At 33.3% G+C, this 16917-nt stretch carries 15 protein-coding genes; 9 read left to right on the top strand and 6 right to left on the bottom strand.

The features are described from left to right. Positions 1-80: 80 nt before the first annotated feature. Both NBRC110019_RS00405 and NBRC110019_RS00410 read right to left on the bottom strand, forming a co-directional pair. The gene (locus NBRC110019_RS00405) at positions 81-971 is read right to left on the bottom strand and encodes an NAD kinase (protein ID WP_281751186.1); all 891 of its coding nucleotides are present in this window, start codon (positions 969-971) and stop codon (positions 81-83) included. Positions 972-982: 11 nt separating this feature from the next. Beyond that, the gene (locus NBRC110019_RS00410) at positions 983-1639 is read right to left on the bottom strand and encodes a CBS domain-containing protein (protein WP_281751188.1); all 657 of its coding nucleotides are present in this window, start codon (positions 1637-1639) and stop codon (positions 983-985) included. Between the two features lie 95 nt (positions 1640-1734). On the opposite strand from NBRC110019_RS00410, the gene NBRC110019_RS00415 reads away from it, so the two are divergent. The 7 genes from NBRC110019_RS00415 to clpX all read left to right on the top strand — a co-directional run bounded on the left by NBRC110019_RS00415 (position 1735) and on the right by clpX (position 8671). After that, positions 1735-2448: a pyridoxine 5'-phosphate synthase gene (locus NBRC110019_RS00415; RefSeq protein WP_281751190.1), complete on the top strand. Its 714-nt coding sequence runs from the start codon at positions 1735-1737 to the stop codon at positions 2446-2448. Further along, positions 2448-3221, top strand: a complete 774-nt coding sequence (locus NBRC110019_RS00420) for an alpha/beta fold hydrolase (RefSeq protein ID WP_281751193.1) — start codon at positions 2448-2450, stop codon at positions 3219-3221. Before NBRC110019_RS00415 ends, NBRC110019_RS00420 begins: the two co-directional genes overlap by 1 nt. 115 nt (positions 3222-3336) lie before the next feature. Next, complete coding sequence (locus tag NBRC110019_RS00425; protein ID WP_281751195.1) at positions 3337-4821, top strand: SGNH/GDSL hydrolase family protein; 1485 nt, start codon at positions 3337-3339, stop codon at positions 4819-4821. Between the two features lie 92 nt (positions 4822-4913). Beyond that, a complete protein-coding gene (locus tag NBRC110019_RS00430; RefSeq protein ID WP_281751197.1) occupies positions 4914-5264 on the top strand; it encodes a phage holin family protein in 351 nt (116 codons plus the stop codon). A gap of 88 nt (positions 5265-5352) precedes the next feature. Next, complete coding sequence (gene tig / locus NBRC110019_RS00435) at positions 5353-6672, top strand: trigger factor (protein ID WP_281751199.1); 1320 nt, start codon at positions 5353-5355, stop codon at positions 6670-6672. Between the two features lie 79 nt (positions 6673-6751). Beyond that, a complete protein-coding gene (gene clpP / locus NBRC110019_RS00440; protein WP_281751201.1) occupies positions 6752-7426 on the top strand; it encodes an ATP-dependent Clp endopeptidase proteolytic subunit ClpP in 675 nt (224 codons plus the stop codon). A 9-nt stretch (positions 7427-7435) separates the two neighbouring features. Then, on the top strand, positions 7436-8671 hold the full coding sequence (gene clpX / locus NBRC110019_RS00445) for an ATP-dependent Clp protease ATP-binding subunit ClpX (protein WP_281751203.1): 1236 nt from the start codon (positions 7436-7438) through the stop codon (positions 8669-8671). A 259-nt stretch (positions 8672-8930) separates the two neighbouring features. Here the strand turns inward: clpX and NBRC110019_RS00450 are convergent, their stop codons facing one another. Beyond that, a complete protein-coding gene (locus NBRC110019_RS00450; RefSeq protein WP_281751206.1) occupies positions 8931-10547 on the bottom strand; it encodes an OmpA family protein in 1617 nt (538 codons plus the stop codon). 175 nt (positions 10548-10722) lie between these two features. Continuing rightward, a complete protein-coding gene (locus tag NBRC110019_RS00455; protein WP_281751207.1) occupies positions 10723-12249 on the bottom strand; it encodes a GH3 auxin-responsive promoter family protein in 1527 nt (508 codons plus the stop codon). A gap of 130 nt (positions 12250-12379) precedes the next feature. On the opposite strand from NBRC110019_RS00455, the gene NBRC110019_RS00460 reads away from it, so the two are divergent. Together NBRC110019_RS00460 and NBRC110019_RS00465 are read left to right on the top strand one after the other, a co-directional pair. Beyond that, on the top strand, positions 12380-13174 hold the full coding sequence (locus NBRC110019_RS00460; protein WP_281751209.1) for a DUF2797 domain-containing protein: 795 nt from the start codon (positions 12380-12382) through the stop codon (positions 13172-13174). Positions 13175-13232: 58 nt separating this feature from the next. Continuing rightward, positions 13233-13454 (top strand): hypothetical protein, encoded by a 222-nt coding sequence (locus NBRC110019_RS00465; RefSeq protein WP_281751211.1) that lies wholly within the window; start codon positions 13233-13235, stop codon positions 13452-13454. 43 nt (positions 13455-13497) lie between these two features. On the opposite strand, the gene NBRC110019_RS00470 is transcribed toward NBRC110019_RS00465, so the two are convergent. Then, positions 13498-16149 (bottom strand): AsmA-like C-terminal region-containing protein, encoded by a 2652-nt coding sequence (locus NBRC110019_RS00470; protein ID WP_281751213.1) that lies wholly within the window; start codon positions 16147-16149, stop codon positions 13498-13500. A 56-nt stretch (positions 16150-16205) separates the two neighbouring features. Next, a complete protein-coding gene (locus NBRC110019_RS00475; RefSeq protein WP_281751215.1) occupies positions 16206-16913 on the bottom strand; it encodes a queuosine precursor transporter in 708 nt (235 codons plus the stop codon). Positions 16914-16917: the final 4 nt, after the last annotated feature.

The following is a 16917-nucleotide window of genomic DNA, read 5'->3' on the forward strand; positions in this document are numbered from 1 at the left end:
TTGCAAATATAAATAAACTTGATTTAAATTAAGTGTTTAGTTGTTTAACAATTTAACGGTTAATTAACGTCCATATTATATTAATTTCTTTTGTCTTCTCCCCATAAAAGTTTTTTTCTTATAGTTTTTAAAAAACTTTCAGAATACAATTCAACTAATTTAATTTTAAATGAACTTTTCTTAATCTTTAGTATTGTATCATGATCTAATGTAATTAATCTAGAATCTAACGAAGCAAGAAAGGCTGGTTCACGTCCTGAAACTTCGAGTTGTATTTCCATATCATCTGGTATAACCAAAGGTCTAGCATTTAAATTATGCGGAGCAATTGGTGTTAATACAAGATTTTTGGCGTGTGGCATAATAACCGGACCTCCACAACTTAAGGAATAACCCGTTGATCCTGTTGGGGTTGATATAATTAATCCATCAGCCCAATAAGAGGTTAGGTATTCATTGTTTAAATACGTTGAAATAGTAATCATAGAGGTGGTGTTTTTTCTGCTGATTGTAATTTCGTTCAATGCAAAATTAAGTCCGTCCTCTGTGGCTAAAATTTCGTCGTTATTTGTGGTCAGTTCCAGTAAGGTTCTGTTTTCTACTTTAAATTCTTTATTTAAAATATAGTCTATTGTGTCTTTAATTTCGTACTCCTGTACGGTAGCTAAAAAGCCTAGTCTACCTGTGTTAATACCAAATATAGGAATACCTAAATCTCTAATGTAGGTGATAGCTCTTAAAATGGTGCCATCACCACCAATAGTGATAAACAAATCAAAAGAATTGTCTAATTCACTGTAAGAGCTAAATGTTTTGTATTTTTTCTCTATAGAAATCTCTTCCTCAAGTAACTGTAGGTAATCTTCTTTAACTAGGAAATCTACGCCTCTAGCATCTAATATTTCAAGAAGCTCCTTGATATATGTTCCCGAGTTATCATGGTAGTATTGTCCGTAGATTCCGATTTTCATTAACTTGGGGGTTAAATGTTCAGATATTTATTTAAATATTCTGATCGTTCTTTCAGTTCTTTTAAGTAGGTGTCTTCTTCGCTTCCTAAAATCACTTCGTAATTATATCTTCTAAAGGTTTGTAATATTTCGTTAAGTCCTCCAGACGTTATTTTTAAGGTAACTTGTGTAATGTTGTCTTTAAGATCAGAAATAAAAATACCTAATATTTTTCCGTTATTACTCTCAATAATTTGAGCTATTTCACTAAACGAATAATCTCTTCTATTTTTTTCAACTACAATTGTACTTCCTGGTTCACTTAGGAAAGGAGTTTCATTAAAGAATGATAATATGTCGTTTAATTCATAAATGCCAATGTACAAATCATCTTCATCTAGCACAGGCATAATGTTTGTTTCATTAAGCACAAATGCTTCTAAAACATCTAGCCAGCTTGTACTCTTTTTTACATGAAATGCATTGTAGAGGTAATTGTAGGCTTCAATATTTTCAGAATTGTCAAAGCTTTTGCAATCATCTTCTGATATATTACCTACTAAAACATTGTTATGGATTATAGGTAAATGCGTAAACGTTGTGCTGTTAAAAATAGCTTGAACGTTTTTTATGCTTTCATCAGGGCTAATGACTTGAAAATCAATGTTTATGTATGACGTGATTTCCATATTTATTTAAATAAAGCCGAAAAATAGTAATTTTAGACTATAATTTAGCATTATGTTGTTTGTATTTTTGCAGACAGCGAAAAAAAAATAAAATTATGACGAAATTAAGTGTTAATATTAATAAGATAGCAACGCTTCGAAATTCTAGAGGAGGAGATATGCCTAATGTGTTAAAAGTTGCTAAGGATGTTCAGAAGTTCGGTGCTCATGGAGTTACCGTACATCCAAGACCCGATGAAAGGCATATTAGATATCAGGACGCAAGAGAGTTGAAAGAGGTGGTTTATACAGAGTATAATATAGAAGGAAATCCTATAAAAAGCTTTATGGATTTGGTTCTGGAAATTAGGCCTACTCAGGTAACATTGGTGCCAGACGGGGAAACTGCTATTACTTCTAATGCTGGTTGGGATACGATTAAAAACAAGGATTTTTTAACCGATGTAATAACTGAATTTAAAAACAATGGAATACGTACTTCTGTTTTTGTAGATCCTGTAGAAGAAATGGTGGAAGGTGCTGTTGCTACCGGTACCGATAGAATTGAGTTATATACCGAGGCTTACGCAGTTGCATACGGTAAAGGAGATGTAAAAGGAATAGAGCCTTTTGTAAAAGCGGCTGTTAGAGCGAATGCATTGGGTTTAGGTATTAATGCGGGGCACGATTTAAGTCTTGATAATATTAAGTTTTTTAAAGAAAATATACCAGGGTTATTAGAGGTGTCTATAGGTCATGCATTAATAGCCGAATCGCTGTATTTAGGGATCGAGAATGTGGTTAACTTGTATTTAAATAAGTTGCAATAATGGGGAAACTGTATTCTAAAATTATTGGTGAAGGACAACCATTATTAATATTACATGGTTTTTTAGGAATGTCTGATAACTGGAAAACGATGGCTGGAGGATATGCGGAAGCGGGTTTTCAGGTGCATATTATAGATCAGCGTAATCATGGGAGAAGCTTTCGTGATGATGAGTTTAATTATGATGTGCTTGTTGCAGATCTTTATGCGTACATTCAAGATTATAAGTTGGAAAAGGTAATGCTTTTAGGACACTCTATGGGGGGTAAAACAGTTATGTTGTTTGCTGTTACGTATCCAGAGATTGTTGTTAAGTTGCTAGTTGCAGATATTGCTCCAAAGTTTTATCCGCCCCATCATGAAACAATTTTAAATAGTCTTTCTTCGTTAAATTTTGATGTGATAAAAACTAGAAAGCAAGCCGATGAAGAGTTGTCTAAATATATTTTTGATTGGGGAACCCGACAATTCTTATTGAAAAATTTATATTGGGTAGAGAAAGAGCGTCTCGGGTTTAGGTTTAATCTAGAGGTGCTAAGAACGAAAGGAGAAGAAATAGGAGAGGCGTTACCAAGTTTTACATCTTATGATGGATCCGTGTTGTTTTTAAGAGGTGACAAATCCGAATATGTAATGCCTACCGATGAAAACCTTATCAAAACACACTTTCCGGAAGCTGTTATTGAAACAGTTTCCAATTCAGGACACTGGTTACATGCAGAAAATCCGAAGGAGTTTTACAAAAAATCTGTAGCTTTTTTAAGTAGTGAGTAATGTTAAAACCTATTTTTTAAGCCACTTTAATTATAAATACTATAATTTTTAATATAAAAAATTGATAAATTCATATTTTGTATTATTTTTGATATAATCAAATAATTATACAAGAATGAAATACAGTTTTACTTACGGCATTTTACTATCGTTGTTATTGGTTGTTGGGTGTAGTTCCGATGATGTTGTTGTTGAGCCAACAGAAGAAGATGTGTCTTACACTAGTGGATCTGCTGATTTTACCACATTTGTAGCATTAGGAAATTCTTTAACAGCAGGCTATTGTGATGGGGCATTGTCACTTCAGAGTCAAGAGTCTTCTTTGCCTAATATTTTATCTCAACAATTTGCACTTGCGGGTGGAGGTGATTTTACCCAGCCATTAGTGAGTGATAATTTAGGAGGTGTGACCATGTCTGGAGTTCAGATTTTTGATAATAGATTAATTTTGTCTTTTGCAAATTATGATCCCGCTCCGGTAAATGTTTCAGGAACACCTACTACAGATATTACAAATGTCTTGTCAGGATCTTATAATAATATGGGAGTGCCGGGTGCTAAAATATTTCATTTAACGGCAGCAGGCTATGGTAGTTTAGATGGATTATTGTCAGGTACAGCAAATCCTTTTTTTGTTAGATTTGCTTCTTCTACAGATGCATCTGTTATAAGCGATGCGATGGTGCAAAACCCTACTTTCTTTTCTTTGTGGATAGGTAATAATGATGTACTAAGCTATGCGAGAGGTGGAGGTGTTGGTGAAGATCAGACAGGAAATTATGATCCTACTATGTATGGGTCTGAAGATATCACAGATCCTACAGTATTTGGGTCTGTGTATAATGATCTTTTAGCAGCCCTTACTGCTAATGGAGCAAAAGGAGTAGTTGCTAATATTCCAGATATAACAACAATTCCTTATTTTACTACAGTACCTTACAATCCAATACCGTTGGATGCTGCTACCGCTGCTACTATTAATGATGCATTTGCAGCCTATAACGGAGGGCTGCAATTGGCTTATAGTTATGGGATGATTACTGCTGATGAAATGAATAAGCGTATGATTGTTTTTGCAGCTGGAGAAAATAATGCGATGTTAATGGAAGATGAGTATTTAACTGATTTGTCTGCGTTAGGAATGCCTAATTATAGATTGACTACCCAAAATGATTTAATTGTGTTAACAGCACAGGGTATAATTGGTACTACGGTTAATAATGATGATACCATGATTAACGGAGTTTCTGTTCCTTTAGGAGATAAATGGGTGCTTACGCCTGAAGAGCAATTGGTGGCAGCAACAGCACAAACATCGTATAATTTGAGTATTGAAACTTTGGCTTCTAGTTATGGTTTAGCATTCGTAGATGTAGAAGGAGTGATGTATGATTTGGCCAATGGAGGTATTACTGTTAATGGTTCTACATTAACCAGCACCTATGCTACGGGTGGTGCATTTTCATTAGATGGGGTGCATCCGTCTTCAAGAGGGTATGCATATTTGTCTAATGTGTTTATAGCTGCTATAAATAGTACTTATGGTTCTAATTTGCCAGAGGTAGATTTGTTAGATTATACAGCGTTATATTTAGAATAGTTTTGAGTTTTTGTATTAAATAATTCCCAAAAAAGGGGTTGCTTTTTGGTTCAAAGCAGCTCCTTTTTTATTTTTATAATAAAAAGGACGTAATGAAACTTATAATCAAAATTTTATTGTCTGCGATAGTAGTCATGTTTTTAGCTTATTTATTACCGGGAGTTCGTGTACATAATTATTTGTCAGCAGTAATTGTAGCTCTTGTTATTGGGGTGTTAAATACTATTGTAAAGCCAATTTTAATAGTGCTAACGTTACCTATAACTATTTTAACATTGGGTTTTTTTCTGCTAGTGATTAACGCGTTTATTATTCTTTTTGCAGGTAAGTTGGTAGACGGGTTTGGAGTAGATGGTTTTTGGTGGGCTTTAATTTTTAGCTTATTGCTATCTGTTTTGCAATCAATGTTGAATTCTGCATTAAACGAAGAAATAGAAGAATAAATTAACAATATGAAATACAGGTGCTTAAAAACTTGGTTGAGTTGCTAAAATGTATTAATTTTGCAACCCAATTTTTATAGTATATAAAATGAATATAACAAAAGAGCAAGTAGATGATTTAAATGCAATTGTAACCGTTGCATTATCTAAAGAAGATTATAGTGATAAGGTAGATAGTACGCTAGATAATTACCGTAAAACAGCAGATATACCTGGTTTTAGAAAAGGCCATGTACCAATGGGTATGGTAAAAAAACAATATGGTAAAGCTGTTTTAGTAGACGAAGTAAATAAACTATTACAAGAGGCTCTAAATAACTTTTTAACTGAAGAGAAACTAGATGTTCTTGGTAATCCGTTACCAAAACCTCAAGATGAGTTGGATTGGGATGCGGAAGAGCTTTTATTTCAGTTTGAGTTAGGTCTTGCTCCTACTTTTGATATAGAATTTGGTAAAGATGCTGTAACGCACTATAAAGTTGTTGCAGACGATAAAATGCTTGATGAGCAAATAGAGCGTATTCAAAAGCAGTTTGGTAAACTTGTTGGTCAAAAAGAGGTTATTAAAGATGCAGAAATTACGGCTACTTTTGTAAACGAAGAAAAAGAAATTAATAACAAAGCAACATTTACTTTTGATAAAATTAAAAGTGAAGAAGCTGCTGAAAAGTTATTAGGAACTAAAATAGGTGAGACTGTTGCTTTATCTACTAACGGATTATTTGCAGATGATCATGACTTAATGGAGGTTTTAAAAGTTTCTCATGATGATGCTCATGGTTTAGATATTGAAGTTACAGCTACCATTGAAGAGGTAAATACAAGAGAACTTGCTGAGTTAAATCAGGAGTTATTTGATAAGTTATTTGGTGAAGGAGTTGTTACTACTTTAGAGGAAGTAAAAGCTAAAATCAAAGAAGATGCAGAAAAGCAGTTTGTTCAGCAGTCTGATCAAAAGTTGTTAAATGATGTAACTGAAGGGTTAATTGGAAATACTTCTTTTGATTTACCAGCTGAGTTTTTAATTAAGTGGTTACAAGCTTCTGGTGAACAACCATTAACAGAAGAGCAGGCTAAAGAAGAGTATGAAAAGGCAGAAAAAGGGTTACGTTATCAATTAATTGAAGGTAAAATTATTAAGGATAACGATTTACAAGTAACTTTTGATGAGCTTAAAGATTTTGCTAAAGACTATATCAAAATTCAAATGGCTCAGTTTGGTCAATTAGATCCTGCCGATGAAGAGGTAGAAAATGTAGCAATGCGTATCATGTCTAATCAGGAAGAGGTTAAAAGACTTTCTGAGCAGTTAATGAGTCAAAAAATGATAACATTCTTTAAGGATAATGGTAATTTAACAGAAAAGGAAGTATCTTATGAAGACTTCGTTAAAGAGGCTTATTCGTAGTTTTGTTAAAAAATAAATACCTATCTTTAGGCGTTAATCTTTATAGAAGAGATTAACGCCTTTTTTTTAATAATAAGTTATGAATTTTAAGAAAGAATTTAAAAAATATGCGACCCAGCATCATGGTATTAATAATATGTACTATGATAAGATTGTTAGTAAAATGAATCCTGTAGGGATGACTCCTTACATTATGGAAGAACGCCAATTAAATGTGACTCAAATGGATGTTTTTTCTAGATTAATGATGGATAGAATTATTTTTCTAGGAACCGGAATTGATGATCAGATTGCTAATATAGTGCAAGCACAGTTATTGTTCTTAACTAGTTTAGACGCTTCTAAGGATATTCAAATTTATGTTAACTCACCTGGTGGAGGTGTGTATGCAGGTCTAGGTATTTACGATACAATGCAGTTTATACAGCCTGATGTGGCTACTATTTGTACTGGAATGGCAGCTTCTATGGGTGCGGTATTATTGTGTGCCGGAGCAGATGGTAAGCGTTCTGCTTTACCTCATTCACGTGTTATGATTCACCAACCTTTAGGTGGGGCACAGGGTCAGGCAAGTGATATAGAAATAACAGCTAGAGAGATTTTAAAATTAAAAGAGGAGTTATACCAAATTATAGCAAGTCATTCAGGTCAATCATTTGAAAAAGTAAGTGATGATAGTGATAGAGATTATTGGATGAAAGCTGATGAGGCTAAGGCTTATGGTATGATTGATGAGGTGTTAATTAGAAAATAAATTTACTGAATGGCTAGAGAAGAGTTAGAATGTTCCTTTTGTGGTAGAAAGAAGCCGGAAACAAGTTTGTTGATTGCCGGATTGGATGCGCATATCTGTGATAGATGTATAGAACAGGCACATGGGATTGTTTTGGAAGAATCTAAGCAGTCTAGAAGCAAAGATTTGTCTACTGAACTGGAGCTTAAAAAGCCTTTAGAAATTAAAGATTTTTTAGATCAGTTTGTGATTGGTCAAAATGCAACCAAGAAGGTAATGTCTGTGGCGGTATACAATCATTATAAGCGACTTTTACAATCATCTACTGAAGATGATGTTGAGATTCAGAAGAGTAACATTATAATGGTGGGGCAAACTGGTACAGGAAAAACATTAATAGCTAAAAGTGTAGCTAAGATGTTGAATGTGCCGTTAGCTATTGTTGATGCTACAGTGCTTACAGAGGCTGGTTATGTTGGGGAAGATGTAGAAAGTATTTTAACCCGATTACTGCAGGCGGCAGATTATGATCTTGAAAAGGCAGAAAGAGGTATTGTGTTTATTGATGAGATAGATAAAATAGCTCGTAAAAGTGATAACCCGTCAATAACTAGAGATGTTTCTGGTGAGGGTGTGCAACAGGCTTTGTTAAAGTTGTTAGAAGGTACTGTTGTAAATGTTCCGCCTAAGGGAGGAAGAAAGCATCCTGATCAAAAGTTTATAGAAGTTAATACAGAGAATATCTTGTTTATAGCTGGTGGTGCTTTTGATGGTATAGAGCGTATTATAACAAGAAGACTTAATATGCAAGCGGTAGGGTATAGCTCTACCAATAGCGTAGAGACTATTGATAAGGATAATTTATTGCAATATGTTATTCCTAAAGATTTAAAAGATTTTGGTCTTATCCCTGAAATTATTGGTAGGTTGCCTGTTTTAACGTATATGAATCCGTTAGATAAGAAAACATTAAGATCTATATTAACAGAGCCTAAGAATGCTATTGTTAAGCAGTATGAAAAGCTTTTTGCTATGGATAATATAGAACTTAGTATCTCTGATGAGGCATTAGATTATATTGTAGAAAAGGCTATTGAATATAAGCTTGGAGCAAGAGGTTTAAGATCGTTGTGTGAAGCTATATTAACTGATGCAATGTTTCAGTTGCCAAGTGATAAAGATGTAAGTGCTTTTCATGTTTCTAAGCAATATGCGGAAAGCATGTTAAATAAAGCTATTATAAGTACATTAAAGGCTGCAAGTTAGTTAGTCTGTATACTACATATAAAAAAAGCCGTAAACAATATTGTTTACGGCTTTTTTTATTGGTAATACTTTCAGTTTTAGATTATATATTATTTTGGAGGTTTGTTGTGAGTGCTCACTGATAGTATAGCTTTTAAGGCATCCTTTTTATGGTATGCGCTTTAGTTCTTTTTTTAATTAAAGAGAGGGGTGATAAATAGAAAAAGGAGTTAACATTGTTAACTCCTTTCTTATTAATTATCGCTAAATAATTATCGAATTACTGTTCAATATCAACCTTTTGAGTCTTTACTATAATTCTAGCTCTTCTGTTTTGTGTTAATTGCTCTTGAGTACACTCTTCACAGCTAAGTGTTGGGTGGTGCTCACCATAGAAGTTTAAAGAGACTATTTCTGGGTTGATGTTCGTGTTTGCAAGTAAATATTCTTTAACTGCAAAGGCTCTTTTTTCAGATAACTTTAAGTTGTATTCATCAGAGCTTCTCTTATCGGCATATGCATTGATGATTACCTTGCTAGCTCCTGTTTTGTTTATAGTAGCAACAATATCTTTTAAAGCATCTGTATTAATGTCTGATTTGTCTGTTTCGAATAAAACAATTCTATCTAAGATTGTTTGTTCGGTTATAATTGTTCTTTCTTTAGCAAGAGTAATTTGTTCGTTATACACTAAGTCTGCTTTTTCACCTTCTAAAGATTCAAAGCCTTTCATGTTTTCAATATACCCTTGTTTTTCGATATGTAAAGAATAAGAGCTATAAGGTAAAATTTCAACTTTTAATTCACCTTTATCATTAGTAGCAGCGTTTTTGAAAACTCTGTTGTACTCGTCTTTAATTATAATATTAGTGTTAGCAATTGGTACATTGTTTTCGTCAACAATTTGAATGTCTAAGAATTGCTTAACTTTTTCTCTTTCGAATTTATAAATATCATATCCACCTTTACCACCTTCTCTATCAGAAGTAAAGTATCCTTTATTATCAGCAGTGATTAAGAAACCAAAATCGTCAGAAATACTGTTGATTGATGATCCCATGTTTGCAGGGAAGTGGAATTTTTGGTTAACATATAAACTCTCAAAAATATCATATCCACCTAATCCATAGTGCCCTTCAGATGAAAAGTAAAGAGCATTATCTAGCATGTAAGGATATTTCTCATTTTTTGTAGTGTTGATTTCGTTGCCTAAGTTTCTTGGGGTACTTGTTGTACCGTCAGCAGCAACGTCTACTACATACAAATCATAACCACCTAAAGTACCTGGCATGTTAGATGCAAAATATAATTTAGAACCGTCAGGAGAAATATAAGGCGTATCAAAATCAAATCCTTCCATGTTAAAAGAAAGCATTTCTAAGTCAATCCATTGCTCATATTTGTCGTGTAATCTTGCTCTAAATATTTTTAAAGGCTCTTTGTCTCCCTCTTTTACACTTCTTGTAAAGTATACTGTTTTTTCATCATCTGTGAAACTAGCGTAAGTTTCGTTTGAATTTTCAGTATTAATAACATTCGAAAAAAATGTAGAATGAACAATTTCACCATTCTTTGCTATTTTACCACAAAACAACTCTTTGTAAGCTTCGTTAGAAGCAGGGTCTATTTGTGATTTGAAAATGCCTATTTTCTTAGAAGAAGAATAGATCATTTTATCTTTATAAATGTGATTCGTTAAGTCGGTAAATTGACTGTTAACTTTTAAGTTATCAACAGTATATTTAAACCCACTAGGATCTAATTTATTAATTCTTCTTTCTCGAACTGGTTGACGATCTACAGTAGTTGCAGATTCTACTAATGCTACATCATCTTGCGCGTTTACGCTCAAAAGTGCAGAAAAAAGTATGGCTGCTGTGATTTGTAAAGTTCTCATTTTTAATCTTGATTTTAGTAATATTATTTTAGCGATACTCAAATATACTACTGCTACAGGGCTGAAAGCAAAAATGTAAAACCTTATTTGTTAAGATGTTAATTATCGTCGATTAAGTGTATTGTTTTGTGTTTTTTTAACTAAAGCTAGATTTAGTTTTTTTTTATATTCTTAGTTATAAGACAGTTATCTTATTGAGTTCTAGAAGCTCTTCAAGGTAAGTTCTAGAGTTAGAAAGTCTTGGTATTTTGTGTTGTCCGCCTAGCTTATTATGTTTCTTTAACCAGTTGTAAAATAGCTTTGGTTGTGCGGTGTGAATTTTTGGTTGGTTAAGAGTAATGTTTTTATAGCGTTTTGCTTCGTAATCAGAATTTAACTCCATGAGTCTTTTATCTAAATGATCAGTAAATTCTTTAATGTTTTCAGGAATTGTTCTAAACTCAATTATCCATTCATGAGCTCCTTTATTTTTTCCTTCCATAAATACGGGGGCAACAGTATAATCTATAATTTCACACTGTAATTTTTTACATACTGATTTTAAAGCTTCTTCTGTGTTTTCAATAATAAGTTCTTCACCAAATGTGTTTATATAATGTTTGGTTCTACCTGTTATTTTAATGCGGTATGGACTAAGTGATGTAAATCGAACGGTATCACCTATTATATATCTCCATAGTCCAGCGTTAGTAGTAATTACTATGGCATAATTGGTGTTTAGCGTTACTTGTTCTAAAGGGATGGTTATTTGGTTTGGTGTGCCAAAGGTATTCATTGGGATAAATTCGTAGAAAATCCCATAGTCTAACATTAATAAAAGTTCTTTACTATTATTGGTGTCTTGTATCGCAAAAAAACCTTCTGAAGCGTTGTAGGTTTCGTAATATCTGAAATCACCTTTTGGGATCAATTTATGGTACTGATCCGCATAGGGTGTAAAACTAATTCCACCATGAAAGTACACTTCAAGGTTTTCCCATATTTCGAGTAGATGCTGCTTGCCTGTTTTTTCTAAAACGTTATTTAAAAGTACTAGCATCCAGGATGGTACTCCGGCTAAACTGGTAACGTTTTCTATTATGCACTCTTCTATAATAGCTTCTATCTTATGCTCCCATTCGCTCATTAAAGATGTTTTGTTAGAAGGCGTACTACTAAACTCGGCCCAAAGCGGCATGTTTTCTATGAGTATAGCAGAGAGATCTCCAAAATAAGTACCGTTGTCTTCATAAATGTTTTTGCTTCCGCCTAAGCGTAAGTTTTTGCCTAAAAATAACTCGGAGTCTTCATTGTTATTAAGATAAATACAAAGTAAGTCTTTACTCGATTTGTAATGACAATCTTGTAAGGATTCTTCACTTACTGGTATAAACTTACTTTTTGCGTTTGTAGTACCGCTAGACTTTGCAAACCATTTAATTTCGTTGGGCCAAAAAATATTATGCTCTTTTCTTCTGCATCTTTCTATATAAGGTTCAAACTCCTCATAGGTTGTAAGCGGAACATTGTTTTTAAAAATATCGTAGTTGTTCATTCCTTCAAAACCATAGTTGCTACCGTAATGCGTGTCCTTGGCAGTATCTAATAACTGATGTAGAAGTTCATTTTGAACCTCATGTGGGTACTTTATAAAAAGTTCTATTTGATTTATTCTTTGTTTTAAAAACCAAGAAGCAACAGAATTGAATATAGGAATCGGCATTTTTTTAGCTACTTTTACATTAACTAATAGTGCTATTTTCAATTATTCTGAAAATAGAAATTAGTTCTCTAAAATAAATATAAAATAGTTAGCCAAAATATATTGATTAATAAAATATAAAAGATTTAACATGTTTGAAGGTGTTCTTATAAAAATGATAACAGAATTAGCAAATCCGATACAATATTATTTGAAACTTCCGAATGATTATATCAACATGAATCAGTTGTTAGAGAGGAGGATAGCGATTAAGTTTGTAAAGCATGAATGCCTTAATTGTCATTTAGATAAGCCTATTTATCGTCAAGGTTTTTGTAAGTCGTGTTTTTATGAAGTGCCTCAGGCGGCTGATTGGGTAATTAGACCTGAGTTGAGTAAGGCTCATTTAGGTATAGAAGATAGGGATTTATCCTATGAAAAGAAGGCACAACTGCAACCGCATATTGTGTATTTGGCAAATAGTAGTGATGTAAAAGTTGGGGTAACCCGAAAGAATCAGGTGCCTACAAGATGGATTGATCAAGGGGCGCATGAAGCTATTGAGTTGGTAGAAGTGCCTAATAGATATCTTGCAGGGATTACTGAGGTTGCGCTAAAAGAGCATGTGGCCGATAAAACGAATTGGCGTACCATGCTTAAAAATGAAATTAAGGATGAAGATTTAAAAGAGTGGAAGAACCGTTTAAAACAATATATTCCTGAAGAGGTAATGCCCTACTATCTTGAAAATAGTACCGAGTTAAATTTAAATTTTCCGGTGTTGACGTATCCGAGTAAATTAAAAAGTTTGAACTTAACTAAGACTCCTGAGTTTGAAGGGGTGCTTAAAGGAATTAAAGGACAGTATTTAATTTTTGAAGATAATACGGTTTTTAATGTAAGAGGTAATGAAGGATTGGTGGTTACTATTAGTGTAATCCGTTAATTGTTAGTTAAATGAAGAGGTGATTTCAGAGGCTTTCTGTATCTTTTAAAGAAAAGTTATGAAAGTACCAATTGCATTTTACTTATTTGTAACCACTTTGCTGCTTGTAACTGTAGTAGCAATGGTTGGTTTTGAGGTTCCGTTGAGGTGGATATTTGGTGTAACCGTTGTTGGTCAGGTAATATTAGTACTAATGGTTTACAGAGTACTAAGGGATGACTACGTCACAAATAAAACCTTTAACGATTTGTATGAAGACAGACCCATAGAACGATATTAAAAAAGGCAGCTCATGAGCTGCCTTTTTAGTTTGTTATTTTTTATTACTTCTTCTTTTTAAATAAATTATTGATTTTATCTTTTACCACATTTTTAACTTCTTCTTTTGTGGTTTTGGTAGGTGTTGTTTCAGTAGTATCTGTTTCAGATTTATTACCACTAATTAAATTACTAATAACAGTTTGTGCTTTTTCTGTACCGGTGTTAATTAGTTTATCTTTTTGTTTTGCTATTAATTGAGTGGTAAGGTCGGTTACTGCTTGTTTAACATCTGTGTTAATTTTAGGACTTGTAAAGGTTCCTGTAATATTAGCGGTAACCGGAACAATGGTATTGTCCATACTACTATCGTTTAATTTGCTTAATAATTTAGAGACATCGCTTCCTAAATATTTAGCAGGTACATTAAACGTAGCATTGTAATTCATGGTTTGGTCAAAGCCGTGAGTTCCCGAAATATCAATCGAGATATCTTTATAGTTTACTTGAAATGGCTCTACGTTAACTTTACCATTTTCAAATTTAAGAATGGCTTTTAAGTCTTTTACGTTAAGGTTAGATAAATCTATAAAATTAACACTGCTATTTAAAGCACTAAGTGCATTAGATTCTTTAATGTTAATACCGTTTCCTAAAAGTTCTGCAATAGCATTACCCGATAAAGTAGTTAAGTCAGGAGACAGCGATTCGTCTAAGTTACCTTTTAAGCTTAATGATGAGTTTAACGTTCCTTCAACTGCTTTTGCAACTGGCGCTAAAGCTTTAAACAATTCTAGTTCTTCAAAAGCTTCGGCAATGGTGAACGATTTTATGCCTAAATCCATGTCAAAAGTAGAGGTGTCTCCTTTAGTAGAGGCATTACCGTTTAAGGTTACCGTACCACCAAGTACATTGGTAGAAACATCTTTTAAAGTGGCGGTTTCGTCTTTTATTACTAAACTACCTTTTGCGTTGGTTAAGTTTAACTGATCGTATTGTACTTTGTTTGCTTTAACAGTAACAGTGGCGTCAAGAAAATCAGGAATTTTTATTTGTGCTTCTTCTGTAGGTGTAGGAGTGGTGTTTTCTTCTTCAACAACAGTGTTTTCCTCTTCAGCTTCTACAACCATAAAATCGTTAAGGTTGAAGTTGTTTGAGGTGATATCGAAATTACCTTTTAGTAATTCGTTATTGAGCATATATCCTAAAAAGTTACTTATAGAACCAGCAGCTTTAATATCTGTAGAGCCCGATTTCATATCAAAGTCATCTAAAGATACTTTTGTGTTGTTAAAAGTTAAAGCAGTGTTGTTTATAGTTAACGGATTTGCCATAGCATCTGAGCTATATGAGAATCCGCTTAAAGAAACACTACCACTATTGGTGGTGTTTTGGTACTGACCATTTTCTATAGAATTCATATCGAATGCAGTAGCCATTTTAGCTTTTAAGGTACCAGAAAGAGGGATGTCTAGTTCCACCGGATATGCTTTGCTTAAGTTGGCAAGGTTGATTGTACCATCAAAGTTAGCCTTAGCAGTAAAGTTCTCCATTAGGTTTTGCATATAAGCATTTGCTTTAAAGGTGTCTGTATCTATTTTAAACGAAAAGTTTTTTACGTCTACTATAATATCATTCATATTACCAGTAGTGTTGGTAATAGAGGCGTTGATATCAATATTTTCTACCGATTTAGGTAATGCAGGGTATTTAAATTTAGCATTGTTAGATACAATATTGATAGATAATGTAGGCATGTCATGCTCCTCGTCTATCACTCCAGATGCTTTACCGTTAATGCTAAAGGCACCTTCTGTTTCAACACCTTCGATATCTTTAGAATATGCTTCCGGAATTAAAGCCAATAAGTTTTTAAAGTCGGTAGATGGCGTTTTAAAAGTTAGATCAACCATTTGTCCTTCGTCTAGTAACTGTACATATCCGTCAAATACTAGGGGTAATTTGTTTACCAGTAATTTGTTGTCTAAGAACGAATATTTGTTGTTTGCAAGGTCAACACCAAAAATAGCATCTAATGAAATGCTGTTTTTGTTTAAGTACTTTGTACTGTCCATTACAAAACTAACATTTGCAGTTGTTTTAGTAGTTAGCTCAGAAGTTTCTAAAGAAAGATCTCCACTCCCAGAGTGATTAAGGTTGGCAACTAATACTTCCATTCCTAAGCTTTTGTCTATATAAACAACCTCTGCGTTGGTTAATTCATACCCTTTTACGTTTAATTGAAAGCCAGATGTAGATTCTTCGGTGGTTTCTTTATTGGTAGTTTCTTCTTCTTCAGTTTCTGTAGAAGCTTTGGCAATGTCGTAATTAGCTTCTCCTGTTTCGTTTACCAATACTTTTACTTTAGCACCATCTATGGCAAAATAATCCAATGATAAGGGTTCGTCTCCGCTAGCGATTAATTGCGAAAGCGACATTTTTAAATCAATAGAATTAACCTTTACTAAAGTGTCTCCTAAAAAAGGGGCGTAGTTTACCAAACTTAAATCGGTAATTTGCACAGAAGCATCAGGGAAATTACGAAGTAAGCTTATATCGGTGTCAGCAAACTCTAGTTTTGCATTTAGATTGTCGTTAATACTATCTTTAATTAATTGTTCAATTTTACCTTTAAAGATGATAGGAATAGTTACCAGAGCTACTATAAATATCAGAATAACAATACCGGTAACCTTTAAGAACTTTTTTAGTTTCATGGTTCTGTGTTAAATTTTTGAAATGGAAAATACAGTATTTAACTGTTAAATTGTGTTTAATCTATGTTAATTTCTTCCCCGGTTTTTAACTTAAACCTAACTTTAAATAAATAGGTAAACAAGTATAAAAACGGAGTGTCTATAAGCGCAATTAGTAGTTTAAATATGAAGCCGCTTATAACTAAACCTTTAAACATACTCCAAGGAAATACCTTAAAAACACATAGTAGCAAAATTACAGTAACAGTGTCAATAAATTGAGAAGCAATCGTAGAAAAATTATTACGTAACCATAAATGCTTGCCGCTGGTTTGTTTTTTCCAGAAATGATAGATTCTAATATCTATAAACTGAGCTATAAGATAAGCACTCATAGAAGCCAGCAAAGCAATGGGAGATAGTCCAAAAACAGCAGTGAAGGTTGCATCGTCTATACCTGAGTACGAAGTTGCTGGAACAAGATCGGCAATTAAAATAATTCCCATAGAAAATAGGGATGCTAATATACCAGTGGCAACTACCTGATTCGCTTTTTTCTTTCCGTAGATTTCAGAAATCAAATCGGTAATTAAAAAAGTAATAGGGTAGGGTAATAATCCTACTGATATTACGAATAGTGGCGTGCCAAATACAGTAACATCACCAAAAGGGTACCAGTAAAAGAACTTTTGGAATATGAGGTTAGACACAACGAGCGATGTTATAAACATGGCTCCTAAATATAAATAAATTTGAAATGCTAACTTCTTCTCCTTTTCTTTCATAGGC

Source organism: Neptunitalea chrysea, from assembly GCF_027924145.1.
Taxonomy (GTDB): Bacteria; Bacteroidota; Bacteroidia; order Flavobacteriales; family Flavobacteriaceae; genus Neptunitalea; species Neptunitalea chrysea.